Here is a 23653-nt window from a genome sequence, read left to right as displayed (position 1 = left end):
GTGACACCCGGGCCCGGTGACCGCCGACCCGTCAGACCCGGATCTCCCGTACGACGACCGTGCGCTTCCTCCCCTGGGAGGCGTCGTAGGAGATCTCTCGTCCCACCGGCTGCCACATCAGCGCGTGCCCCAGCGGTGACGACGGGGAGACCGTGTCCGCCGTGTCGGTGCTGAGCTCGGCGACCGTGTACAGGGTGTCCTCGTCGGCCTCCCCGTCGAACTCCAGGACGAGCAGCGCTCCGGGCAGCACGACCTCCGGTACGGCCGTCCCCTTGCTCACGCGGACGGCGTCGAGGAACGTCCGCAGGAAACTGAGGCGCTTGGTCCGCCGCTCCCGCTGATCGGCCAGTGTCCTGCGGAGGAAGACGAGGTTCGCCGCGTCCACCCCGTCGGGGATCTCGTCGGGAGCGTCGACGGCGGCCTGCAGCTCCTGCATCTCCCGCACCAGCCGCTGGAAGGCCGCGGCAGGGATCTCGTGGACCGGGAGGGAGGTGGAGGAGGCGCGGGGCGGCTCCTGGACCTCGGGCTCCGTCGGTTCCGCGGTGCGCGGGGCCACAACGGGGTCCGCGGCCTCGTCCTTCGCGGGAGCCGGCTGAGCCGGCTCGGGGTCGGACGGCTCCATGACCTCGGGATCGGACGGCTCCATGACCTCCGGATCGGACGGATCCGTGGCCTCGGAACCGGACGGATCCATGACCTCGGGACCGGACGGATCCATGACCTCCGGATCCTCTGCGTCGTCCACGTCCCCCGAGTCGGACGTCACCTCCCCGACCGGCGCCCCGTAGGCCGTCCGGGGATCGATCACCGTACGGGCCGCCTCGTCGCCCGAAGCCCCCGCTTCCCGCCCCCTCGCGTCGTCCTCCCGGACCGGCTCGATCCCCAGCCGCTCCAGCTCGCCCCAGAGGGGCGCCAGCGCCTGCTCCCGGTCGAGGTGGAACCGGCTGCCGCGGATCCGTACGAAGGTCCAGTCGACGCGCTCCAGGTCACGCTGGCGCGCGGCTGCCGTGGACGCGTCCTCGCCCTCCGCGAAGGAGTCGCCGTCACAGGCGACCGCGAGCCTGCGCGTCCCGCCCTCGACGACCAGGTCGATGGTGTGGCGGCCGACCCGGTACCCCGGCCGCACCCGGTAACCGCGCGCCGTCAGCTCCAGGTACACCTGCTGCTGGAACAGGCTGTCGAACGACTCGTGCCGTACGTCGGGCAGCACCTCGCCCTCGACCGCGACGGTGTCCTCCTCGGCGGGCCGGGTGAGGTGGTCGAGCCACTGGCGTCGCAGGTCGTTCTCGTGGAACTGCTCGGTGCGGGCGCTGTGGAACACCCAGATCTGGTCCTGGGCGCGGGAGGCGGCGACGTTGAGGCGCTGCTCGTACGTCTTGCCGGTGAAGCCGCCCGGCACCGTACCGGCGGCGGTGGTGGCCGAGTTGACGCAGGAGACGAACATGACGTGGCGTTCGTCGCCCTGGAAGTCCTCGGCGTCGCCGACCCGGATGCGCCGCTCCTCGCGCTGCTCGTAGTCGAGGCGTTCGGCGAGCAGGTTCTCCAGCTCCGTCAGGTGGCCCTTGCTGCCGCGGAGGCTGATGACGCCCATGGTCTTCCCGTCGTACGCGGGGTCGGCGCAGCAGCGCACGACCGCGTCGACGAGCGCCTCGGCCTCGGCGGTGTTGGCCAGCCGGGTGTTCGTGCCGAGGGCCTCGCCGTCCTCGACGTGCACGGTGCGGACCGGGGGCAACCGGTCGGCGCCGTACTGCCGCAGCGGCTGGAGCCGGCCGTTGTAGCAGAGCTCGTTGGAGAAGGAGATGATCTCCGGCATGCACCGGAAGTGCTCCTTCAGCATGAGGGTGCCGCGGCCCGCGGAGAGCGCCTCCGTGAGGTCGAAGAAGCTGGACTCGGGCCCGAACAGGCTGCGGACGTCCGGTTCGAGCGAGGTGAGCAGCCGGTCCCGCAGGTGGAAGTACTCGTCCTGCTTGAGGCCGACGTTGGAGGGGCTGACCTGCTTGCTGTCGCCGACGACGACCATGCGGTCGGCGAGCCAGCTCAGCAGCATGGCCTCCAGGCCGGACTGGCTGGCCTCGTCGACGATGACGACGTCGAACATGCCGGGCCGGTCCATCGGAACGGTCTCCGCGACCTGGTGCAGCGGCATGATCCAGGCCGGGACCGCGGTCTGCGCCTTGCGCAGCGCGTCCTGGGCGTCGCGCCGGTACCGGTGCTGGTACTTGCCCTTGATCCGGCGGGCGGCCTGCTGGTACGCGCTGAGGGCCCGGGACTGGTCGCCGGTGAGCAGCCCGAGGCAGCGGTGCCACGCGCGCGCGGCGGCCAGCCGGGCGAGCATGATGCGGGCCTCGTCGTCGGCCTCGGTCAGCCGCTGCCGCAGGACGCGCTCGGCCTGCGGGTCGGTGAGCCGCTCCATGCGGTCGCGCCACGCGGACCAGGCCCAGGCCTCGGCGAGCAGCGGCAGCCGGGCGTCCCAGGCGGAGTCGTCCGGAGTGCCGGTGATGCGCTCGGCGAGCGCCGGGAACACCTCGCCCACGCGCGCGAGCGCCGCATGCTGCTCGGCCCGCAGCCGCGCGGCTTCCCGGACCTCCGCCATCTCATGGCTGAACTCCCGGTAACCGTCGGGGTCCTGACGGCGCACGCTGTCGAGCGCGCGCTCGACGGCGGGCGAGACACCCGGCCGGTCGCTCCAGGCCCGCAGCAGTTCCTCGGTCTCCGCGATGACCCTGCGGGACTGCTCGGCGGCGCGCAGAGTGGTCGCGGCCCGCAGCAGGGCGCGTACGGCGTTCTCGACGGCCTGCTCGTGCCAGGTGGCGACGGCGAGCTGCGGCGAGGTGGCGGCGGCGGTCAGCACGTCGGTACGGGCGGCGGCGACGGCGAGGAGCGCTTCGAGCACCGCGGCGTCCTGCCGCAGCCGGGCGACGCGCTGGCCGTGCCCCTGCCAGGCCCCGCCGGCGGGCGTCCCCCACTCGGCCTCGATCTGCGCCAGGCGCAGCTCCAGCTGCACGCGCGCGAGGACGACACCGGCGGTGCCGACGTCCTCCGGGGCCCGCCCGTCCACCCGTACGGCGTCGACGAACGGCCCGACGGCCTTGGCCAGCTTGGAACGCATGCCGAGCGGCCCGCGCAGCTTCTGCCCCTGGCCGAGCCCGTCGTGCAGGGCGGTGGCCTGGCCGAGCGCGGTGGCCGGGTCGTACTGCTCCAGGCCACTGACCATGGCGGTGCCGAGCGTGGCGAGCGAGGCGTCGACCGCGGCCAGGGCGTCCGTGACGGCGGCCTGCCGGCTGCGTGCCTGCCAGTCCTGTCCCTCGGTCACCTCCTTGAGGAGGGCCACGGCCCACGGCCCGGCCGGACCGGCGAGGGACGCGGCCCGCGCCCGGGCGGCGGCGAACGCGTCGAGCACCGCGGAGAGCCGCTGCTGCTCACCTTCGCCCAGCCCGCGCACGGCGGCGTCGTACTCCTCGCTCAGCAGGTCCTGACGCACGGCCGCGTGCGCCTCCTCCGCGGACCGTACGACGGCGACGGCGTCCTCGAAGTCGCCGGGGCTCGGCAGCTCGGAGGGACCGGGCACGTCGGCGGCCAGGGCCTGGTGGTGCGGGGTGAAGGCACGGGTGGTCCGCAGCAGCCGCAGGGCCTCGTCGGCACTCAGAGTGGGCTGCTCCCCCGGCACCGGGCCGAGCCACTCGTACCGCTCCGCCTCCCCGGTGAGCCGCTCGGCGATCTCCTGGAGGCTGCCGCTGTAGTCCCCGATCTCCGCCTCGAAGCGCTTGGTCTCCAGCTCGCGCAGTGCGGCGAGGTCGCGCAGCATGGCCTGCTGGGCGGACCGGGCCCCGGCCAGCCGCCCCTGAAGGGTACGGATCTCCTGCTGCGACGCCTTCGGGTCGTACCCGGAGTACTCGCTCAGGATCCGCTGCACGGACGCCTCGAGCTCGCGCTGCGCGGCCGCGCCGTCCTCGGTCCGGCTCACGCACAGGTCACGGATGGACTCGGGCAGCTTGTCCCGCAGCACGCGCAGCGCGCGCGGGGTGTGGCTGGTGATGAGGACCCGCTTGCCCTGCGCGAGCAGATCGGTGACCAGGTTGGCGATGGTGTGCGTCTTGCCGGTGCCGGGCGGGCCCTGCACGACGACGAGCCGGTTGGCGCGCAGGCGTTCGGCGATGGTGCGCTGCTCCTCGTTGGCGGGCAGCGCGAAGTACATCTCGCCGGAGTCGTCCTCGGTCCCGTCGCCCTCGGCCGCCGCGAGGTCGGCGGCGGTCAGCGCCCCGTCGCGGCCCGCGATGTAACCGAGCAGCTCGGTCGGCGGGGTACCCGCGTCGATCTGCCGTGCGATGGCCTTCAGCGCGTCCATCGTCGACCGCCGGCTGCGCTCCCGCAGGACGAGCGCGGGCGTGAGCCCCACCTGCGGCACGTCGAGGGACCGCGGCTTGACCCGCTCGACACCGGGCGCGTAACTCCCGGCGCTGTGCGCGGAGTTCACCCAGCTCCGCAGGGCCTCGTGCAGGGCGTCGAGGTGCTCGGGGTCCGTCACGTCCGAGGCACCCTCCAGCACCCGGACGATCCCCTCCCGCACGGCACCGGGCACGTGCTGGGCGCCCTCCAGCATGCCCTCCTCCAGCTCCAGACCGGTGCCGGTCGGGTCCGGGGCGACGGTGAGCGTGCCCGTGGACGGGTCGAGCTGAACGGTGGCCCGGTGGGTGACGAGGTGCCGCTCCACGCGCTGCCTGGCGGTCGTCTGCCAGGTCAGCCGCCCGAACCCGAGGACGAGCTCGAACGCCTCACCGAGATTCGCCGCGTCCTCGTGCATCTTGTGCAGCCGGTCGTACAGCCTGACCAGGGGATCGATCGCACGGCGCCGCTCCGCCCAGGCGAGCCACTCCTCCCGCCAATCGGCGTACTGCTTCTCGATCTTCTCCCGCTTCGGGTGCTCGTCCAGCTCGTGGTAGCTCTTCTCCAGCGGGATGCCCCGGGACCAGTCCGGGAACTCCGGCTCGATCCGCCGGCGCAGGTGCGGGGCGTGGGTCTGCCTGAAGTCCCGGATGCGGGTCTCGTCCACCCAGGGCGCGAGCAGGGGCTTGGGGTGCGGGGCGTCCTCGCGCTCGGGACGGGCGACGGTCAGCCACGCCGGCTCGTCGCCGGCGAGCGCCCCGTCGAGCATCACCTCGACCCCGGGGTCGTCGGGCAGCTCCTCGAACCACACGACGCCGGCCGCGCCGTCGAGGGTGCGTACGGGCCGGGTCTTGGACTCCTCGGCCTCGGCGAGGAAGCGGAAGATCTGGCGGACGCGGGTGGCGTCGGTCCCGTCGTCGGTCCCGTCCTCGGCGGCGGCGAACGGCTCAGGCGTCCGTACGGGTGCGGCCTGCCGCCCGGAGGCGGCCGGCTGCGCCGGCACGGCGTCGAGCGGCGCCGCACCCGGGACACGGGATCCGGTCGGGCCGGCGGCTCCGCCGTGGCCGTCCAGGACCGACGGGCCGGCGCCCGGGGTCTCCGAGCCTGCGCCCGCGAACAAGGACTCCTGCTGGTCACCGAAGAGCGCGGCCTGATCCGCGAGCCACGCCGGCGTCGTACCGGCGGTCGCCACGCCGGAGTCCACGACGGCGGACGGGCCGGCGGCCACAGCCGTGGTGAAGGTGACGCTCTCCCGCTCGTGGTCGCCGGGGAACCGCACCTCCACGTCCAGCTCACCCGCGGTACCGGCCGGAATGCTGTAGGCCCAGGTCACCGAGACGCTGCGCCCCGCACGCAGGGTGCCGTCGAGCGCCTCGTCGAGCACGTCGCTCTGGTAGTCCTGCACCTGGCGCCCCGTCTTCCCGTACGGCCCGCTGCGCACCAGCGCATCGACTCCGTCGAGGTCGATGGCCCGACCGGTGCCGTTGCTCAGGTACAGGGTGCACCGCACGAGGTCGTCGCCCTTCCGGTGCCCGTACGAGTCCTCGGCGTCGACGAGTTCGTACGGCGCGACGTCGTCGACCCGGACCTGCAGCCCGTCGTCGTACCGGTAGACGGAACCGACCGGCTGCATGCCGTCGCTCAAGCCACTGTCGCGCTGGCTCACACGCCACCCCACTGCTGCTGAGGGCCACTTGGTGGCCACTTGGTGAAATCCCCGCCCCGGTCACACCCGGCGCGGCACCAACGCACCCCCCGGCGCGCCACCTTGGGTGTGAACTGAGCACACGAACCGAGCGTATCAGCAACATCAACCGGCACCCCATCACGGAACCGCCACAGATGACGCCGCACCGAACGCCGACGACCTCGCCCGCGGGCCGATCCGGTTGACTATGTTCACAAGCTTCGTGCACGCTGTTGCCCGCACCGACGTGCTCGCTGTCACTGAGGGGGCGTCAGTGCCGGCCGGCCGTCGGCGGGTTCATGCACGCAGGGGAGCGTGCAGCAGCAAACAACAGGGGGGCCGAATGGCCGACATCAGAAGACCGCGTCGCACCGCAACTGGGAAGTGTGCGCCCAGTCGCCCACCGCAGCGGGGGCGGCAGCACGGACAGCGACTCCGGCAGTGACAGCGGAGCGGCCGCGGGAGCCAGCGCGCTGTGCGTCGACGGGACTTACAGCTACTCCCAGCACCACCGGGGCACGTGCTCCCACCACGGCGGCGTCGCTCAGTGGCTGCAGAACCTGCCCTCCTGAGAAAGCTGAGAGGAAAGCAATGATCGGCCTCACCGTCTACGCCGTCCGCAAGATGCTGTGGATGTGCATGGGCATGCTCGACCTGATGTTCCTCGCCGTCTCCCTCGGCAAGGTCGACCCGAAGACCCGTAAGTTCTTCTGATCCACGCGACTTCGAAGAGACGGCGGGCACCAAGTCGGCAGCCGACATCCCACAGCGCATCAACTGCTCCTCCGGCCGTCATCAAGAAAGCCGACGACCGGCTCGCCAACGGCCGCTACGCGGTGGGTGCCGTGGGCTCCGCAAGAACGGCGCCGGCCGAGGAGGAGAAGGAGTTCAGCGAGCACGACGGCCGCGACGGCCCGGCCTGACGGGCCCTCGTCGGCGGACCTGTTCGAACGCTTACTCTGCTTCACGGTGCTCTTCCCGGGAGACGCGCCAGTCCCAACTGACGCTCGACGCCCCGAGAGTTACACCACTACTCACCGTACGGACCCTGGGGGGACACGAATGACGGACGAACCCGACGAGAAGCTGAACGCGCTCGAGAAGGTGGGAACGGCCCTGGTCGAGCAGCTGATGAAGGTGGTCGACGAAGGTGTCGGTCCCCTCTCCGGCTCGCGCACGTACGCCGAGGCGCGCGCTGCCTCGTACGAGGACCCGGAGAAGGCGATTCGCCGGATCATCAGTGAGACGACCGTGATGGTGGGTACCGCCGGCTTCGTGACGGGCCTCGGAGGCCTGATCACGCTTCCGGTGACGCTCCCGGCCAACATCACCGGTCAGGCCATTCTCAACGCCAGGCTGGTCGGCGCGATCGCCCACCTGCGCGGCTGGGACCTTCGGGACGAGCTCGTGCGGAACGCCGTCCTGATCACGGTTGCCGGCGGACAGCCGAATGCTGTGCTTGCGCAATTCGGAGTGAAGGTCTCCCAGAAGTTGACTGAGACTGCGATCAGACGAATCCCCATCGAAGTGGTCAGAGCGATCAACAAGAAGGCCGGCTTCATGCTCGTGGCGAAGTACGGCACGAAGCGTTCTCTGATCACCCTGACCAAGCTGGTTCCCGTCGTCGGCGGTGTCGTCGGCGGGACTGTGGATGCGGCCTTCACAGGGGTCGTCGCTCGTGTCGCGAAGAAGGCGTTCCCGCCGCTCGGTTCCGACGACAACGTCGAGGTCGCCGACGCTCAGTGAGCGGCCGGCACCGTTGAGCCCGCTGTGACCGGGACCCGGGTGGGGGACGCCCCGCGGAGGCACCCCCGGCTCATGCTCGTCGTTCCCGGTGCAGCTCTTCGCCTATCACGGAGACGGGATCTGCGAGGTGCTGGACTGGTTCGTGCACACGGCTGCGCTGGATCTGACGCGGAGGGCCTGACGGCAAGGGACTACAGGGGCGTCAGGGGTGGAGGCCACAGCCCGGCCGGGCTGTGGCCTCCACCCCTGACGTACGCCGCTCACCCGCACTTCTTGGCCTTGGCCTTCTTCCGCCCGGCGCCCTCGAACCCGGGAGTGGGGCGTGCTTCCCTCAGGGTGCCCTTCACCTTCTTCTTCGAGGGAGCGGCCTGGGCGGGCTTCGCCGACTGCTTCGTGCTCTGCCTGCGCTTCATGGCCCCGCTGTTCACCCAGGAACACGCCGCCTTGACCACTGGACCGTCCGCCTGCGCACACCAACCTCTGATGGCAGCTCAACCCCCCTCACCTCATTGACCACTTGTCACGCATAAGCTGGGCCGCGCCGAACACGGTCCATGGCCGCGCAACGAGGGAACCATCTGTGAGTGACAACGGCTCCGCCGGAAGGGTCCAGCCGGCTCGTCCCGGCGACCCCTCCCACATAGGCCCGTACCGGATCGCCGGCCGTCTCGGCACCGGGGGCATGGGAATCGTCCACGCCGGCGTCGCCTCCGACGGGTCGCGCGTGGCGGTGAAGGTGATCCATCCCGCGCAGGCCGAGGAGCCGGAGTTCAGGGCTCGTTTCAGGCGGGAGGTGCAACTGTCCTCCCGCGTCACCGGCCCGTACGTGGTACCGCTGCTCACCGCCGACACCGAGGCCGACGCCCCCTGGCTGGCCACCGCCTACGTCCCCGGCCCGACACTGAAGCAGCACGTGGGCACGCACGGACCGCTCACCGAGGGCAGCCTGTACGCGCTCGCCAGCGCCACCGCATACGCCCTGACCGACATCCATGCCGCGGGCGTGGTGCACCGGGACGTGAAACCGCAGAACGTCATCCTCACGCCCGCCTGCCCGCGCGTCCTGGACTTCGGTATCGCCCACGCCGCCGACGCGACCAGCATCACCCGCACCGGAGCCATATCCGGTACCCCGGGGTGGATCAGCCCCGAGCAGTACCGCGACGGGAGCGCCGGCCCCGCGAGCGACATGTTCGCCTGGGGAGCACTCGTGGCGTACGCGGCCACGGGCCGGATGCCCTTCGGGGACGACGCCTCCTACGCGGTCGCGGTCCGCGTGATGTCCGGTGAGCCGGACCTGGACGGCGTACCCGGTCCACTGCGGCCGATCGTGGAGAAGGCGCTGTCCAAGGAGCCGGAGGATCGCCCTTCGGCCGCCGAGGCCGCCCGGCAGTGCGCGGAACTGCTGGCCTCCCAGACCACCCAGGTGCTGGGTGGGAACGCGGCACCGGCCACGGTCGTGGACATGGTCACGGCCGTCTGGGACGTACCGCCCGAGAGCGATCCGGCATGGAGTCTGCCCGAGCTTTCCGGTCCTCCTGGTTCTCCCGGCCTCCCCAATACGCCTCCGCGCCGTTCGAGACGGCGGCTGGCGGGTGCCGTGGTCCTTGCGGCAGCCGTCATCGGCGGTCTGGCCGGGGGCGTGGTGGCCCTGCTGCCCGACGACTCCAAGGACGACAAGCCCACGGCCTCGACCACACTCTCCCCCTCGCCCGAGGCTCCGTCCGCGAGCGCTACGGAGGGGAGCCTGAAGGAGGAGGAGCAGCCCGTCGGCAACGACACCGGCCCGGACGCGGGCAGCAGCGAGGACTCGGATCCCGGCCAGAGCTCGGATCCCGGCCAGGGCGGGGACACGGACCAGGACTGGGAGCCGGACGAGGCCGGTCTCGCGGAGGCGATGAACCCCAGCTCCGACGACACCGAGATCCAGGTCGCGGACCGCGCCGCAAAGGACATCATCGAGCAGACGAACGACATGCGCGGCACACTCGGCACCGACCGCACGCTCGACCACAACGACATCGCCATCGGCTTCGACCCGGCGGACTCGGCGATGTACGTGTGGTCGAGCTACCTGGAGTGGAACTGGGAAGAGGTCGAGACGTGGGGGGACCTGGCCGCCGGTGAGGCCTGCCGGGCTCTGGTGAGCCAGCGGGCGAGCTCGGGGAGCGCCTGGCCGTACACCCGTTACGCCGTGGCGGAGATAGGAGCGTCGGGGTACCTGATGGTCCGCTCGGGCACGGCCACCACAGAGGCCGACTGCCCCGGCTGAAACGCCGTCCGCGCCAGGCAGGGGCCCACCCGTACCTCCCCTGCATCGCGGGCCGGCTTGACCCTCGACTTGGTACAGGGCCCAGAGTCCAGGGCGTGGAGAGCGAGATGCGCAGCATTGGCGAGATGGCCCGGGACAGCGGACTGGGCGTGAGCGCCCTGCGGTTCTACGACCGTGCCGGTGTGCTGGTCCCGGCCTGGGTGGACCCGGTGAGCGGCTACCGGTGGTACAGCCCCGAGCAGCTCGAAGAGGCCCGCCTGCTGGCGCGGTTGCGCCGGGCCGGCATGCCCTTGGCGGACATCCGGCTCGTACTGGCGGGCTGGTCGAGCGCGGACACCGACCTGGTGCACCAACTGCTCGAAGCGCATCTGCGCCGTCTCGAACGCGGACTGTCCGATGCCCGCGGCGAGTTCTCCACGCTCCGAGCCCTTCTCGCACACAGGGAGAACCCCATGACGTCCATCCGCAGCGCCACCGTCCGATCGACCGCCCTCTCGTCCGAGTTGGCCGCCGCCCTGGACGCGGTCCGTTTCGCCGCCAGTACCGACCCTGAGCTGCCGATGCTCGGCGGCGTGCTGTTCGACATCGAGGGAGAGACCCTGCACGTCGTGGCCACCGACCGCTACCGGATGGCTGTCTCACGGGTCGCTGTCACCGGGCACGGCGGAGGACCCCGTACGCAGGTCATCGTCCCCGTCCCGCTGGTCGACGCGATGCGGGCGCTGCTGAGCGGCGAGGAACCCGCCCGGCTCGCCGTGGACGGTGACCGGGTGACGCTGGACACCGGCGACCGCCAGGCGGCCGGCCAGTGCCTCGGCCACGACTTCCCCGACTACCGCCGCCTCGTCCACCTGCCGGCCGGACGCCGCGTCCTCGTCGATGTGCCGAGCTTCGAGGAGGCGGTGAGGACCGGTCCTGTCCGCAAGAGCGAGGCGCGCGAACAGGATGGGCAGGACGGCGTGTCGTACGACCTCACCGTGCTGAGGGTGACGGACGACGGCACGGTGAGCGTCTCGGGGGACGGGGACGGTGTCGACGAGGGCACGCCGGTCGCCGTGAACCGCGAGTTCCTGCTGCACGCACTGGCCGCCGGGGCCCGGAACCGGCTCGTCCTGGAGTTCGGCGATCCCACGGCGCCCCTTGCGGTCCGTCGGCCCGACGAGGAGGGGACCTTCTCGATCCTCATGCCGGTGCGCCTGGAGAGCTAGACGATCACCCTCGCTGTCCGGCCGGCCCCGCTCGTGTGATCCCTGCGAGAAACGGTGCATTGGTCCGAACCTCCCGCGCCCACGCAGGTATTCGGGCATCCTGGGTGACCGTGATCGAAAACTTGAGCGAAACACCTTCGGGCAGTGAGGTCAGTGCGCTTCTCAACGTCCTGGGCGGGCAGCGCCGCCACGTCCTCGGCATCCTCGACGGGCTCGACGCGAAGGATCTGCGACGGCCCGTGCTGCCCTCCGGATGGCACTGTCTGGGGCTGGTCCAACACCTCGCGCTGGATGTGGAACGGTTCTGGTTCCGCGCGGTCGTCGCCGGGGACAAGGAAGTCATCCGCAACCTGACCAGCGGCGACGAAGCGTGGAAGGTCGCCCCGGACGTGCCGGCCGTCGACGTACTCGACCGATACCGGAAGGAGGCAGCACTTGCCGATGCCGTCATCACCGCGACCCCCACCGACGCCGCATTGGCCTGGTGGCCCCGCGACCTGTTCGGTGAACCGCACCTGCACACCCTGCGCGACGTCCTGCTGCATGTCATCACCGAGACCGCGTGCCATGCCGGCCACCTCGACGCAGCCCGAGAACTCATCGACGGCCGCCGCTGGCTGGTCCTGACCTGAAATCCGAGTCCGGCTTCGAGCTCCGCGGCGAGCCACCGAACTGGTCGGGCCGGCACAGAGGGCATCAATTAATCACCCGACGCAGCCACTACCGACGACTCTCGGGGCTTCCCCCGGCTCATGGAACACGAAGGCGCACTGGAGCACTAGGAGCCCGCTGGGCCTGATCCGGACGTGCTTGTGGACGTGGTTCGAGGGACTACCTGTTGTCCCTTGCGCGGCCACGGCGTCGAGCTGAGCCGGCGCGCATCCTGGAACTCGTCGGGGATGTCGTCCTCCCACGGGTCGATCCCACGGGTCTCCAGCTCGTCGAACCACCGGTCCCGCTGCGACTCGGGCAGCCGCTGTCCGCACCAGGGGCAGAAGTCGATCCCGATGCTCGATGCACCACCGTCGTGAACGATCAGCCCGTACTCCTGGAAGTGGGCGTTGAAGTGGACCAGGGCCTCGGGACAGTCGAAGGGTGCATCGTGCTGGTCACAGTGCCAGTCGGCCTGGTTCGTCATCGCGGTGCAGCAGTGGCGGGTCACGGTAGGAGTGTCTCGCGATCAACGCATAGGCACGACGACCGGATCACGACCTGTGTTTGCAGGTCACGGCTACTCCCACGCGCCGGCGAGTGGGAGTAGCCGGTGTGGTGCGCTCCCCTACACATTGAAGCGGACAAGCGCTCTGGCAATGGGTTCCCCGGTACGGCGGGCGTACGTCATCCGCTCGCGGACCTCCCGCAGGGTGCGCGGGCGCCATCCAGGCCCACCGCAGCAGCTCTTGTGGAAGCCGACGCCCGCGTGCAGCAGGACGGACAGCACCCTCCATGCCTCGGTGTCCCGCCGCGGGGGCGCGGCGAAGGCCGACCCCGCATGGATCAGCGGCTTCGCGCAGCGGGGACAGGTCCGGTTCGGCCTGTCCCTGTCGTAGGGCTGCTTGTACGAGGCCCGGCAGGGCAGGCAGACGAAGGAGGTTTTCCCGGCTGGCATGTGGCCAGGTTAGGCATCGTCCGCGCGGAACTCGACGAGTTTTCACCGCCCCGGCCACCGATTTGCTCGAAGACCGGTGGCCGGCTGGCGGCTTAACCCCGGCCGCATCGTGCCTTCCCATGCCGCGCGCTTGGGCGGCACCTCGTCACCCAGGGCAAGCGGCACCACTTGCGCGTCAATTCGGGTCGGCTCTCTCGGTCGCCGGGCTTGATCGCGATGCGGCTCGGCTCGCACGCCCGTTCTCGTCACCCGGAGGCGATCACGCCACGGGCACCAGCTGCAGATCGATTTTCCCCTTGCCATCACCGATGACGTCGACGGTCACCTGCAGACACATCTCGGCCCACGCGGCGAGCCCCCCGGCCTCCAGCAGCATGACACCCTCCGGCATGCCCATCTCGTCACGTATGTGCGAGGGGATCGCGCTGTCGGCGACGTGCATCCACAGGCTGAAGATCTCGCCCACCCCGGACAGACTGTCTGACAGTTCCGAGATCTCTGTGATGTGGTCGCGCGCGGCCCTGTCGACATACTCCGGATCCGCCATGTTGGCGCGATCCATGAGATAGGTCTTGCTATAGCTGACCACGCCGAAGAGCTCTGAGGCGGACGTCGACTCCGGCAGCTGCACCATGAAAGTCCCACGTGAACCACCGGGGAGGTGGGACATCACCGTGAATCCGTCCCGGACCAGCAGCGCGCACAGGTACTGGCCGAACGAGTCCTCGTCCAGTTCCGCGGCGACGATCTGCCGCGCCCCCAGTGCAAGGCGCCACGACGAGTCGTCCGGCAGGGGCTTGAATCCCAAGCCGGTGATGCGGCCGACGGTCTTCGTCCCGGGCGACGGCACCGACTCGTACTCGATGTCCAGCGACAACCTCTCACGGCACCACCAGTCGAGCATGTCCAGATCAACAAGGTACACGCATGGCTGCTGCGCAATCCGGGCGCGGGTTGCGCTGTCGAGCGGGAGCGTGGTGACCATGAGCCTGTTCCCGTACACGGAGAGGTCCACTGTCGTGTACTCCGTCTCCCCGGTGAAACGGAGCAGAGTCGCATCGACCTCAACCTTGAAGTGCGGCATGGGCGCCCCTGGAGCGAGCCATCCCCCTGCCATGGGGACGACCACACCGTCATGAGTGTGAAGCTTCCGCCACAGGTCTTCGTCGTAAAGTTCGAGCAGCTCTCGCAAAGCCTCCTCCTGACCGATGGAGGCACTCAAACACGTCACCGAGAGTGGCTCGAACCTTTCGCCGCTCTCCGTTTCGAGAACCTCGATGTCGGGGTGCTTCGCCCAATAGGCGGTCACTCCCTGGAATCCGTCGGCCATTATCGTTCGGGAGCGCGAGGGGTTGAATCCGTCACGGATCAGCAGGCAGGCCACCAGCAGATCCAACTGTTCCTTGTCCAGGTCCGCCAGGAGCTTGCGCCGCTCATCGCTTGACAACCCGGGGTCGGCGACCGCTGCAACGGTGGCGGCTTTACTCGCCACCTCGCTCATCACCATTTCGCCGGCTTCGGTGATCCGCTGAATCTTCTTCTGCTTCTTGGCCAGTTTCTTCTGCTTCTTCTTTTCCTTCTTCCGCCTCTCCTCCTCAGCCCGCATTTCGCGCTCTTCCTCGGCTTCCGGGGACATCGCACGTTCCATCAGTTCGGCCGCGTAGCGGTTCGCGGGCGCAATCATTCCGTCCGCGGGAGAGTAGGTGAAGCAGCCGACATTCAACCGGTCTGCGGTAGTGATCGCCGCAGCGGTGTACCCAGAATTGGCGAAGAAGAGCATCTCGCCATCGTTCAAGCCACGCGCCCCGAAAAGTTGCTGTATCAGGTTAGGCGGGATCGCCTTCCCATGGAACTTCACCTGGCCGTATATTCCGGGGCCGGCTATGTCCAGTCCCGCGTCGGAGCCATCGCGGGTCGGCTCCGCCTGCGGAAAGCCGAGCCACCTGACCCACGCGAGCGCGTTGCGTTCCGCCGCCTGCCAGTCGGGCACCGGGCGCGGAGTGGGAGGCACGTCGGGCCGCATCCCACTGTCCGACATCTCTTCTTCTGCCGTGGTGTCGGCCTGGTCGAACACAGCCACAACGCCCCTCCATCGCAAGTGAATGTGTAATGAAGGAAGTGTAGTCATTGGACATTACAAGGATTTCACCAGGGGTTCCCTCGTACAGTCTCCACGCCGCAGGAGTTGAGCGCTCACCATTGCTGGCACGCACCACTGTCAGTGCCGTGCGCACCCCGTCGAGCGCCACAGAGGTGGGTCAGTTACACCGCGATCTCGCAGGTTGACCTCACACCACATCGGCAGCTTCATCCCTGACAGAAATCCGCACGAGTCCCGCAGTTACGCGCCCAAGGGCGGAGCAGCACCTCCGCCCGCACGGTCTTGGTGTACGCATCGCGGGCGGTACAGCCCCAGCGGTGTGCGTACGCCCCGACGAGAAGCAGGCCGCGGCCCGATGTGGCGTCGGCGGCGGGCTGTGGTTGGGGTGGGTGCGGGTTGGTGTGCTGGCGTGTGCTCCGGGCGGGTGTCAGTCACCTCGATACGGAACGCGTGAGGCAGGAGAAGCAGCGTCAGGCAGAAGTCCCGGCCGGGTAGATGGCCGGGGGTGATGGCGTTGGACGCCAGCTCGGCTGTGACGAGGGCTACCGTCTGGGCGGTGTCGGGGTCATGCGGTACGCCGCACCACTCGGCGAGCTGTTGCACGGCGAGCGTGCGCGCTAGTCGGGCGCCGCGTCTGGTACTGCTGAGCCGTACGCTGAACTCGGTGATGGCAGCGGGCGATTCGGGGGTGGTCGCTTGCTGGTTCACCCGGTCGTCGTGAGTGGCGGAAGCTCCAGGACGAGGTCGACCGGGCGGAATTGCCGCGGTTATTCCGTAACTTCGCGCTCATCGAGGCGGAGGTCGTGAGCCGCTTCTCGTACGAACCGTTGCTGGTGCCGGGGCTGTTGCAGACCGAGGCGTACGCGCGTGCCGTCTTCGCGCGGGCCTGTGCTGCGAGTCGGCCGGGGCGAGTGGGCGGCGTTCATGGCGCTCGCGGTGGAGTAGGACTGAACGCAGTCCCTGAGCAGAACAGCGGGCTCCTTCACATCACTCGGGATGACGTGAACGAGCCCGTTGTCATGCTGGCGACTCAAAACAGAGCACCCTCAGTGCCTTCACCGAAATGCGACCCACCTCGCACGGCAGACTGCTCCTTGTGCTTCCGGATGGCCTCGGAGGACGGCGGGGGCAAGTCGGGGTGCTTCTCTCGTGCTTTCTTCTCTGTCACGCCCTTGTGCAGACCGAGCTGAACCTCGTCGGCATATGCCTGGTGATTCAACTGGCGGAGACGGTCGATGATCTCGGTTCGGGCGAGGAGGCCGATTGAGTAGCGCGTGCCTTGGTCAGTCTCATAGAAATCGTGATCGAGCGGGAACGTCTCGTGGGTCGGGTCGGCAGCCGCAGTCTGGCCGGAATCGTCCAGGAGGTCGTGCCAGCCGTACGCCTCGACGGTGGCCCTGTCGATCTCCACATGGATGCGGCGCAACTCGATGATGTCCTCGTCCCGGCAGTCGGGGTCGTGGACCAGGTTGTAGGTGTCGGTCAAGCCCATGTCGCGGGCGAGCATCATGTCCCGGCGGTATTCGTCGAGCCGGTGGCCCGCAGCCCGAAGCCGCTCGGTGAACGGCGGACGTACGAGCGTTTCGAAGACATCGGTCGGACTGTAGTTGATCCGCGTTTCCAGCGTGGAGGTGCGGTCGATGGTCCACCAATAGTGGGCAGCGCTACTCAGCAGGGCGAGCATCGCCGGGTCCGCGGACGCGAAGACAGCCAAACGATGGGAGAAGACCTGGTCGGTGCTGACCAAAACCGGCATCACCGCCTTGCTCACGACGGTGATGACAACGCACTGCTCGAGGCCACGCAGGGCGCGCGTCATCTCGCCACGTGGCCGCCAGTACTGCCACCATCGTTCCATCAGCCCGGCATAAGACTTCGCATTCTTCTGCTCACAGTCCGGCTTCACGTCGGCGAGTACCTTGGCGTACGCGCGCTCATAGCGGCGGGCCTCGTCCTCGCTCCACTCCCTGAAGTTCACAATCCATCGATCCGAGGAATGTCTGGGGTCATTACTGACGTCCTGACCGTTGAGATACGGGAAGAGGACATCAGCGTACTTCGGGTCCTCGGCGATCCACCTCAGCGCCTCGGCCTTCGGTAGGGTGAAGCCAAGACTGTCGGGCTTGCAACCACCGAAACACAATTCGGAAGCGCCCGAAAGCCTCTCGCCCCAGGACAGTTCACGCGTCTCCGGGTTCAGGGAGGTATTGATTCCGTTGGGCATAGACGCCCCTCCGAGAACCTTCGCCGATGCGGGGCCTACACGGGCCTTGCTAGTCCAGACAGCGCAATATTCGAGCGCAGCAGAAGATGGCCACGGTGCGCTCTTGATGGCCCGTCGGATACAGAACCCGGCACTCTGCAGCTGGTCCAGTCCCACTTCGCGGGTGTCCCCTTGGGCCAGGGTATTGGTGGCAATCAGCCCGCTCTGGCCATGAGAGTGCAGCAGGGTGTGCGCCCGGAGCTCGAAGTACGCGACGAGGTCGGCCTTTCCTCGCCGCTGATTCGCCAAGTACTCGACCAGGTATTCCCGATAGTCCTCTCCGAGGACTCCGGTGATCTTGCTTCCGCCCAGAAACGGTGGGTTCCCCACGATCGCGTCGAATCCACCTCGCAGAGAGAAGACCTCCGGGAACACCAACGGCCAATGAACCGGCCGGCGCTCCAGCGCCTCATCAGGCAGTTCCGCCCCCAACCACTCCTCCGCCGTGGCTTGAGCCTCGCGCACCATCTCCGAGTCGTCCCCGACCCCGTCTTCCATGATCCGCTGGACGATCCACGCAGCCCGCGGGAACAGATCTCTGATCCGCTCACCGCCCTCCTGCTCATACCAAGGCACCCGCCCCGAAGCACACGTAGCCAGCGCCGCCCCCGTGATCAGGTCACCCACCAACCGCAGCCGCCGCGAATGCCGATTGACCTCCTCCAGCCGCTCCCTCTTCCGCTGAAGCGCCGGCAGGTCCACGCCCTTGATCGCAGTGATCGCCAGACGTTCCCGTGTCAGCTGGTCCACCAACTCCCGAGCCTGCTCCGCAAGGATGTCGCCCTGTCGCTCCGGCTTCATGTGCACCGTCTGGATCTGCTCCATGGTGTGCACACCCAGCAGCGAGTCCCCCGCCACCAACCGGTCGTCCAGAAACGTGAACGGCCGCTCCGGGTCCATCGACACCAGCCACAGCGACAACTTCGCCATCTCCACCGCCATGGGGTTGATGTCCACCCCGTACAGGCAGTGCTCGATGATCTGGCGCCGGGCCTCGACCACGACCGGGTCCTGTTCGGCGTCGGCCGCCGTCACGGCGTCCACCGCCCGCCCCGCCCGGTACACCATCGCGTCCACGCGGCCCTCGTTCTCCCAGGCCTCGATCAGGCGGTCACCGAGGTAACGGCAGGCCGCCACCAGGAACGCCGCCGAACCCATCGCGATGTCCGCGACCTTCAGGTCCAGGATCTGGTCCGCCGACTTGAGGCGCCACTCCGTCGTGTCCGCCGTCTGGAGCGGCCCCGGCTCGTACACCAGGGGCTCCAGCGCGTGCAGCACGACCTCCTCGGCCAGGAAGCGGGGCGTGTAGTGCGTCCCCGTGTTCTTCCGCAGCGACGACTCCGTGACGTACAGCGCGCCGTTCGGGATCACCGTCGGCAGGCCCCGCAGGTCGTCCCGCAGGATGCCGACGAACGGCAGCAGCCGCTCCGTCAGTGCCGCGTCCTTCGTCACCGCGTTCAGCCGGCGCCGCGCCTCCGCCGCGTCCTCGGCCGGGAGCGGAGCGAGCTTCTTCTCCAACTGACCCGCCGTCGCCGGCGGCTTCGGGTCCTTCCACTTCTCGTGGATGGCCTTGGCCAGCGCCTTCACCGACGCGCTCGGTGACGACGTGGCCGCCTTCGCCGCCAGCCCCTCAAGCTCCCGCAGCGCGACCTCGTGCTCAAGCCCCTCCGGGCCAATGAGCCCCGCCATGTCCTCGGTCGCACGCCGCCCGTCGTACGACAGCAGGCCCTCGTACACGTAGCCGATCTGCTCGACGTCCAGCGCGCGGAAGCTGAGCGTGCGGACCTCGCGGTCCTTGCCCTTGCCGACGCGGACCTCCTGCACGGCCTGGAGCATGTGCAGCACCGTGCGGTCGTCTATCGGCAACAGCGGAGTCGTGAGCTCCAGCCACGGGTACTTCTCGGGGTCGAAGATCGAGCCGTCGTACGCGGGCAGGCGGAAGCCGGAGCCCGGGTGGTCCACTCCCCCGTGGACCGCGTGGAAGAGGGCTATCAGGCGGTGCCACGCCGACGTCGTGTGCTCCAGCGACGTCTCGCCCTCCTCGTCCGCGCGTGCCTTCAGCTCGTCGCGCAGGAAGCGGGCCGAGTACGACTTGGCGTACACCTCGTTGTCCGCCGGCAGCAGGCCCCGTTCCTCCGCGAAGAGCAGGAAGACGATGCGCATCATGACCGCGACGGCGCCGCGGTAGACCTCACCCGCGCTCACCCCGGACGCGTGCAGACCGGCGGCGCCGCTCTCCACAGCGCGGACATCAGCCCGTCCGATGGCGTCGACCAGCAGTTCGACCGCCTGCCGGACCTGGACGCCCAGCGCCTCGGTGACGTCCTCCCCCGCCGCCAGGCTGTCCCTCAGCAGGCCGACCAGCGTCTCGGGCTCGTCGTACTCGAAGAACCGCCTGCGCCGCAGCAGCGACACAAACGCACGAACCACATTGCGCTCGGCGGCCTCGTTCCAGCCAATCGAGTCGAAGACCGCCGTCGTCGTCACACCACCCAGCGGCGCCCACACCAGGCACCACCACCGGCCGTCCGTCACCAATCCCAGCGGCACCCCGTGATGCCGCAGCAGACGCGCCAGCCGGTCAGCCGGAGCCGCCGCCCAGTCACCGCCACCACCGGCCCGCGCCGTGGGCGCCGTACCCGCGGGCACCGTCATGCCGAGCACCCGCACCCGCTTGGCGGCCGACTCGACGCTCGGCTCGGCGGCCAGCTCGGTCCCCGGCTCGACCAGCGCGAAGTCGGCGCGGACCTCCGTGTTGTGCTCCGCCACCCGCAGGGTCAGGCGGTCCAGGCCGTCGTGCTCGGAGTCGCCCATGCGGAGCGTCAGGGCGTCGTTCCAGCCCAGCAGCCGGCTCAGGACATACGCCACCCACTCGTCCCGCCCCGCAGTCGTGTCCGTCTGCCAGTCGGCGTGGCGGGCGCGCAGCCGGGCGCGCTCGTCCTTCTCCAGGGCGTCGAGCTGGGGCCAGGCCCGCAGCAGCACGGGCATCGTCAAGAACGGGCCGGAGACCTCGGTGAGGTCCAGCCACTCCTGGTGCTGTCTCCGGCCGTCGGCGGCCTGGGCCTTGGCGGCGGCTACTCCACGGCTCATGGTGCGACGGGGGCTCATCGGCGGGCTTCCTTTGCGGGGACGACGAAGACGACGGCGGCGGGGAAGAGGTGGGAACGGGGCTCGCGGTAGCGGGCGGCGATGGCGGCGAGCTCGCGCTCGCGCTCGGCGGGCAAGCCCTCGAAACGTTCCTGCCAGCGGCGGCGGTCGTCCTCGAACTGGCGGCGTTCGTGGCCGGTCAGCTCGTGGGTGGTCAGGAGGGCGAGTTGTTCGCCCTCGGCGTCGCCCTCCTCCTTGAGCTTGGCGCGCAGCGTCGCCTCGAAGCGGTCGAGGGTCGCCGTGATGCGGCGCTCCTCCTCCGCCCGGCGGTCGGCGAGGCGGCCTTCCAACTGGCGGCCCAGTTCGGCGGCGCGGGCCTCCAGCGACCTGTACAGGGGGTCGCGGAGCCTCGGCCAGGCCTCCGTCAGCTCCTGCCGCATGTGGGGGGCCGCCTCCGTCCCCTCGGTGAGTGCCCGGGAGAGGACCCGGCCCTGCTCGTTCACCGACTCCCAGCGGCGGAAGCGGCCCGTGTCGCCGAACCAGCCGCCCGCGTACAGGACCTCCTCGTGCAGACGGGTGCCGTCCGTGCCGACCAGGACGTAGCGCGCGTAGGCCGAGACCAGGGTCGTCGTCACCGCCGGGTCGTCGGAGACGACGGCCGTCACTCGGCTCAGGCCCACCGAGTCCGCGTTCCAGACGGCCGCGGTGAGCAGCCTCGTCGACAGTGCGACGAGTGGGTGCTTCAGGTGCGCCAGAACCACGTCGTCGCGCGCCCGCGCCGCGACCGACGGGGCGAAAGTGATCGGGCGCTGCTCGCCTTCGCGGAGCTTGTGGGCGAGGCCCCGGGTCGCGCGCTCCCAGCTCCCCGACAGGGGCTGTACGTCGAACAGGTCGCCCGGCGCGAAGCCTTCGCGGTGCGCGGGGACCAGCGCGGGCTGGTGGTCCAGGGCCAGAGCCGTTTCGACGACCCGCTTCACGTTCCCCGGTGTCAGGCCGAGGGCCGCGACCGTGTCCTCGTACTGGTCGGCCAGTCGCCTCGTCTGTGCGGTGACGTTCTGCTCCGGTGCCACCTCGCCGCCGGTGCGGCGGCCCTTGATCGGGCGCGGCTTCGCGTTCTCGATGTCCACCGGTGCCGTGTCGCCCGTCATACGGCGCTGTACGGCGTCCGCGAGGACCGCGTTGACGGAGCCGAGGTCGTGCTCCATGCGCGCGACCTTCTTGGCCACCCGGGAGAGGAATTCGAGGTCCGCCTCGTAGGAGCCGGCCTGGGCCTGCTGCCAGCCCGCGCCGATGAAGTGGGTGATCTCCGGGTCCTGCTTCTGGCCCCAGCGGTCGATACGGCCTATTCGCTGTTCGAGCTTGTTGGGGTTGAAGGGGATGTCGTAGTTGATCAGGCGGTGGCAGTGGTTCTGGAGGTCGATGCCCTCGCCGGCGGCGTCGGTGGCCAGCAGGATGCGGACCCTGCCCTCGTCCAGCGACGGATCGGCCTGGAAGCCGAGGCGGATGCGTTCGCGTTCCTCGGCCGACAGACCGCCGTGGAGGCGTTCGACGCGGCCGCCGTCGGTCAGTTCCTCCTGCTGGAGGAGGTCGTACAGCCACTCCTGGGTGTCGCGGTACTCGGTGAAGACGACGACCCGGTCGTCGGTCCACTTCTTGCCGTTCGGGCGGCAGACGGCCTTCAGTTCGCGGATGAACGCCTCGGCCTTGGAGTCCGGTGCGGCCTCGTGCGTGAGGGCCCAGCGCTCCATGTGCCGCAGCAGGTCCAGTTCCTCGCCGTCCTCCGCGGGAGTGAGCGAGGTGGAGCGGGTCAGGGCGTCGTCCTCCGCGTCCACGAGACCCGTGTCGTCGAGGTCGGCGACGAGGTCGGCGAACTCCTCCAGCCACTCGGGGACCTCGGCGGCGGCCGTACGACCGCCGCCACGCGCCGGGCCCGTGTCCTCCAGGTGGGACAGGTACACCTGCACGGTGTGGAGGAAGGCCGCCGGAGAGGAGAAGAGTCGTTTCTTCAGGAGGAGGGTCACCAGGTCGGCGGCGCGGCGTCCGCCCCGGGCCTTCGGCGTCAGCTTCTTGCGGCGCAGCTCCGCGAACGAGCCGAGCAGCTCATGGATCCCGCGCTCCTGCGGCGTGTAGTCCACGGGGAGTTCGAGGGTCTTGCGGGTACGGAAGCGGGGCGTGCCGTCGGCGTTGGTGACGGTGGACTTCAGGCGCCGTACGACCGTGTCCTTGAGGGCTTCCTTGTCGGGGTCGACGCCGCGGGCGAAGCGCTGGTCGTCGATGAGTTCCAGGAGCGCGGTGTACGACTCCGGGTAGCCGTTGTGCGGGGTGGCGGAGAGGAAGAGGCGGTGCTCGAAGTGCGGGACGAGGCGCCGGATCAGCCTCGTCTGCTGGGAGTCGACGGCGTACACCTGCTTGGGCGCGGCGGGTGCGACGTGGTGGGCCTCGTCGAGGACGAGGAGGTCGAAGAAGCGCTTGTGCTCGCCGTCGGGGCTCTCTTCGGGGGCGCCGATGACCTCGTCGAGGAGGCGCTGGGCCTTCTGGCCGCGCAGCCAGGGCAGGGAGACGATGGTGAGCGGGTGGACGCGGAAGGGGTTGGCGGCCGTGCCGTGGGTGCGGCGCAGGCGGGCGCAGTGCTCGGAGTCGACGATGGTGAACTCCAGGCCGAACTTCTCCGCCATCTCGTCACGCCACTTGAGGGTCAGGCCCGCCGGGCAGACGACCATGGTGCGGCGGGCTCTGCCTCTGAGGATCAGTTCCTGGACGACGAGTCCGGCCTCGATGGTCTTGCCGAGGCCGACGTCGTCGGCGAGGAGGAGGTTGACGCGGGGGGCACCTACGGCGCGCGAGACCGGCTCCAACTGGTACGGCTCGACTGCGACGCCTGAACGGAAAGGTGCCTGGAGCGTCTTCGCGTCGGCCGAGGCCACGGCGGACCAGCGGACCGCGTCGAGGAACGCGGCCAGGCGGTTCGGGGAGTCGTACGAGCCGTTGGAGGCGTCCGGCAGCGAGCCCGCGGGCAGTACGCGGCGGCCGGGTTCGACCTCCCAGATGACGGAGAGGGTGTCGCCGAAGCGGCCGTCGGCGACGGACTGGAGGTGGACGAGGGTGGCGCTGCGGTTCGCTCCGCTCGACGCATCGACTCGGGCCACCACCCAGGACTGGCCGCGTACTTCGACCAGGTTGCCTTCCTCGGGGAGCCGCTCGGCCCCCGTCGTCCGCTCGGTGCCGCGCTGAACTGCCGACGTCATGGACGCTGTTCCCCTCGGTCTCTCCCGCGCCGTCCGTAGACAGTGACCTCAC

General features: G+C 69.7%; 13 protein-coding genes and 1 pseudogene. 7 read left to right on the top strand and 7 right to left on the bottom strand.

Going from position 1 to position 23653, the window contains the following annotated elements; all coding sequences use genetic code 11:
* Positions 1-31: 31 nt before the first annotated feature.
* Positions 32-6016 carry a PDDEXK-like endonuclease domain-containing protein gene (locus tag IE242_RS27145; RefSeq protein WP_373299592.1) on the bottom strand — a complete coding sequence of 1995 codons (5985 nt, stop codon included), beginning with the start codon at positions 6014-6016 and terminating at the stop codon, positions 32-34.
* 440 nt (positions 6017-6456) lie between these two features.
* On the opposite strand from IE242_RS27145, the gene IE242_RS27140 reads away from it, so the two are divergent.
* The 3 genes from IE242_RS27140 to IE242_RS27135 all read left to right on the top strand — a co-directional run bounded on the left by IE242_RS27140 (position 6457) and on the right by IE242_RS27135 (position 7816).
* A complete protein-coding gene (locus IE242_RS27140) occupies positions 6457-6642 on the top strand; it encodes a DUF3761 domain-containing protein (protein ID WP_229859485.1) in 186 nt (61 codons plus the stop codon).
* Between the two features lie 19 nt (positions 6643-6661).
* Positions 6662-6784, top strand: coding sequence for a hypothetical protein (locus IE242_RS38640; RefSeq protein WP_268249495.1), 123 nt, complete (start codon positions 6662-6664; stop codon positions 6782-6784).
* Positions 6785-7132: 348 nt separating this feature from the next.
* Positions 7133-7816 carry an EcsC family protein gene (locus IE242_RS27135; protein WP_189863752.1) on the top strand — a complete coding sequence of 228 codons (684 nt, stop codon included), beginning with the start codon at positions 7133-7135 and terminating at the stop codon, positions 7814-7816.
* A gap of 260 nt (positions 7817-8076) precedes the next feature.
* Here IE242_RS27135 and IE242_RS27130 read toward each other — a convergent pair whose 3' ends face one another.
* The gene (locus tag IE242_RS27130; RefSeq protein WP_189863750.1) at positions 8077-8229 is read right to left on the bottom strand and encodes a hypothetical protein; all 153 of its coding nucleotides are present in this window, start codon (positions 8227-8229) and stop codon (positions 8077-8079) included.
* 167 nt (positions 8230-8396) lie between these two features.
* Here IE242_RS27130 and IE242_RS27125 point away from each other — a divergent pair, with 167 nt between their 5' ends.
* From IE242_RS27125 to IE242_RS27115, 3 genes are all read left to right on the top strand, one after another.
* A complete protein-coding gene (locus tag IE242_RS27125) occupies positions 8397-10088 on the top strand; it encodes a serine/threonine-protein kinase (protein ID WP_189863748.1) in 1692 nt (563 codons plus the stop codon).
* Positions 10089-10195: 107 nt separating this feature from the next.
* Positions 10196-11296: a DNA polymerase III subunit beta family protein gene (locus IE242_RS27120; protein ID WP_189863746.1), complete on the top strand. Its 1101-nt coding sequence runs from the start codon at positions 10196-10198 to the stop codon at positions 11294-11296.
* A 104-nt stretch (positions 11297-11400) separates the two neighbouring features.
* Positions 11401-11928: a DinB family protein gene (locus tag IE242_RS27115; RefSeq protein ID WP_229859483.1), complete on the top strand. Its 528-nt coding sequence runs from the start codon at positions 11401-11403 to the stop codon at positions 11926-11928.
* 146 nt (positions 11929-12074) lie between these two features.
* On the opposite strand, the gene IE242_RS27110 is transcribed toward IE242_RS27115, so the two are convergent.
* From IE242_RS27110 to IE242_RS27100, 3 genes are all read right to left on the bottom strand, one after another.
* Complete coding sequence (locus IE242_RS27110) at positions 12075-12458, bottom strand: DUF6980 family protein (protein WP_229859480.1); 384 nt, start codon at positions 12456-12458, stop codon at positions 12075-12077.
* A gap of 117 nt (positions 12459-12575) precedes the next feature.
* Complete coding sequence (locus tag IE242_RS27105) at positions 12576-12905, bottom strand: deoxyxylulose-5-phosphate synthase (protein ID WP_189863743.1); 330 nt, start codon at positions 12903-12905, stop codon at positions 12576-12578.
* Positions 12906-13164: 259 nt separating this feature from the next.
* Positions 13165-14985: a PDDEXK family nuclease gene (locus IE242_RS27100; RefSeq protein WP_189863742.1), complete on the bottom strand. Its 1821-nt coding sequence runs from the start codon at positions 14983-14985 to the stop codon at positions 13165-13167.
* Between the two features lie 752 nt (positions 14986-15737).
* Here IE242_RS27100 and IE242_RS38020 point away from each other — a divergent pair.
* Positions 15738-15902 (top strand): annotated as a pseudogene (locus IE242_RS38020) (Scr1 family TA system antitoxin-like transcriptional regulator); the annotation flags it as partial.
* A 134-nt stretch (positions 15903-16036) separates the two neighbouring features.
* On the opposite strand, the gene IE242_RS27095 reads toward IE242_RS38020, so the two are convergent.
* Positions 16037-20377 carry an Eco57I restriction-modification methylase domain-containing protein gene (locus IE242_RS27095; protein ID WP_189863740.1) on the bottom strand — a complete coding sequence of 1447 codons (4341 nt, stop codon included), beginning with the start codon at positions 20375-20377 and terminating at the stop codon, positions 16037-16039.
* A complete protein-coding gene (gene drmD, locus IE242_RS27090; protein WP_189863738.1) occupies positions 20374-23601 on the bottom strand; it encodes a DISARM system SNF2-like helicase DrmD in 3228 nt (1075 codons plus the stop codon). The genes IE242_RS27095 and drmD overlap by 4 nt, the downstream gene beginning before the upstream one ends.
* Positions 23602-23653 lie beyond the last annotated feature (52 nt).

The sequence above is a fragment of the Streptomyces poonensis genome (assembly GCF_014650915.1).
Taxonomy (GTDB): domain Bacteria; phylum Actinomycetota; class Actinomycetes; order Streptomycetales; family Streptomycetaceae; genus Streptomyces; species Streptomyces poonensis.
Note: the sequence above shows the minus strand (reverse complement) of the source record. Positions and strands in the feature narration are given on the sequence as shown.

What these genes read in the sequence shown, in the direction of transcription:
- IE242_RS27145 (WP_373299592.1), bottom strand. Translation starts at nt 6,016, where the DNA reads ATGCAGCCGGTCGGTTCCGTCTACCGGTACGACGACGGGCTGCAGGTC.
- IE242_RS38640 (WP_268249495.1), top strand. Translation starts at nt 6,662, where the DNA reads ATGATCGGCCTCACCGTCTACGCCGTCCGCAAGATGCTGTGGATGTGC.
- IE242_RS27135 (WP_189863752.1), top strand. Translation starts at nt 7,133, where the DNA reads ATGACGGACGAACCCGACGAGAAGCTGAACGCGCTCGAGAAGGTGGGA.
- IE242_RS27130 (WP_189863750.1), bottom strand. Translation starts at nt 8,229, where the DNA reads ATGAAGCGCAGGCAGAGCACGAAGCAGTCGGCGAAGCCCGCCCAGGCC.
- IE242_RS27120 (WP_189863746.1), top strand. Translation starts at nt 10,196, where the DNA reads ATGCGCAGCATTGGCGAGATGGCCCGGGACAGCGGACTGGGCGTGAGC.
- IE242_RS27105 (WP_189863743.1), bottom strand. Translation starts at nt 12,905, where the DNA reads ATGCCAGCCGGGAAAACCTCCTTCGTCTGCCTGCCCTGCCGGGCCTCG.
- IE242_RS27095 (WP_189863740.1), bottom strand. Translation starts at nt 20,377, where the DNA reads ATGAGCCCCCGTCGCACCATGAGCCGTGGAGTAGCCGCCGCCAAGGCC.
- drmD (WP_189863738.1), bottom strand. Translation starts at nt 23,601, where the DNA reads ATGACGTCGGCAGTTCAGCGCGGCACCGAGCGGACGACGGGGGCCGAG.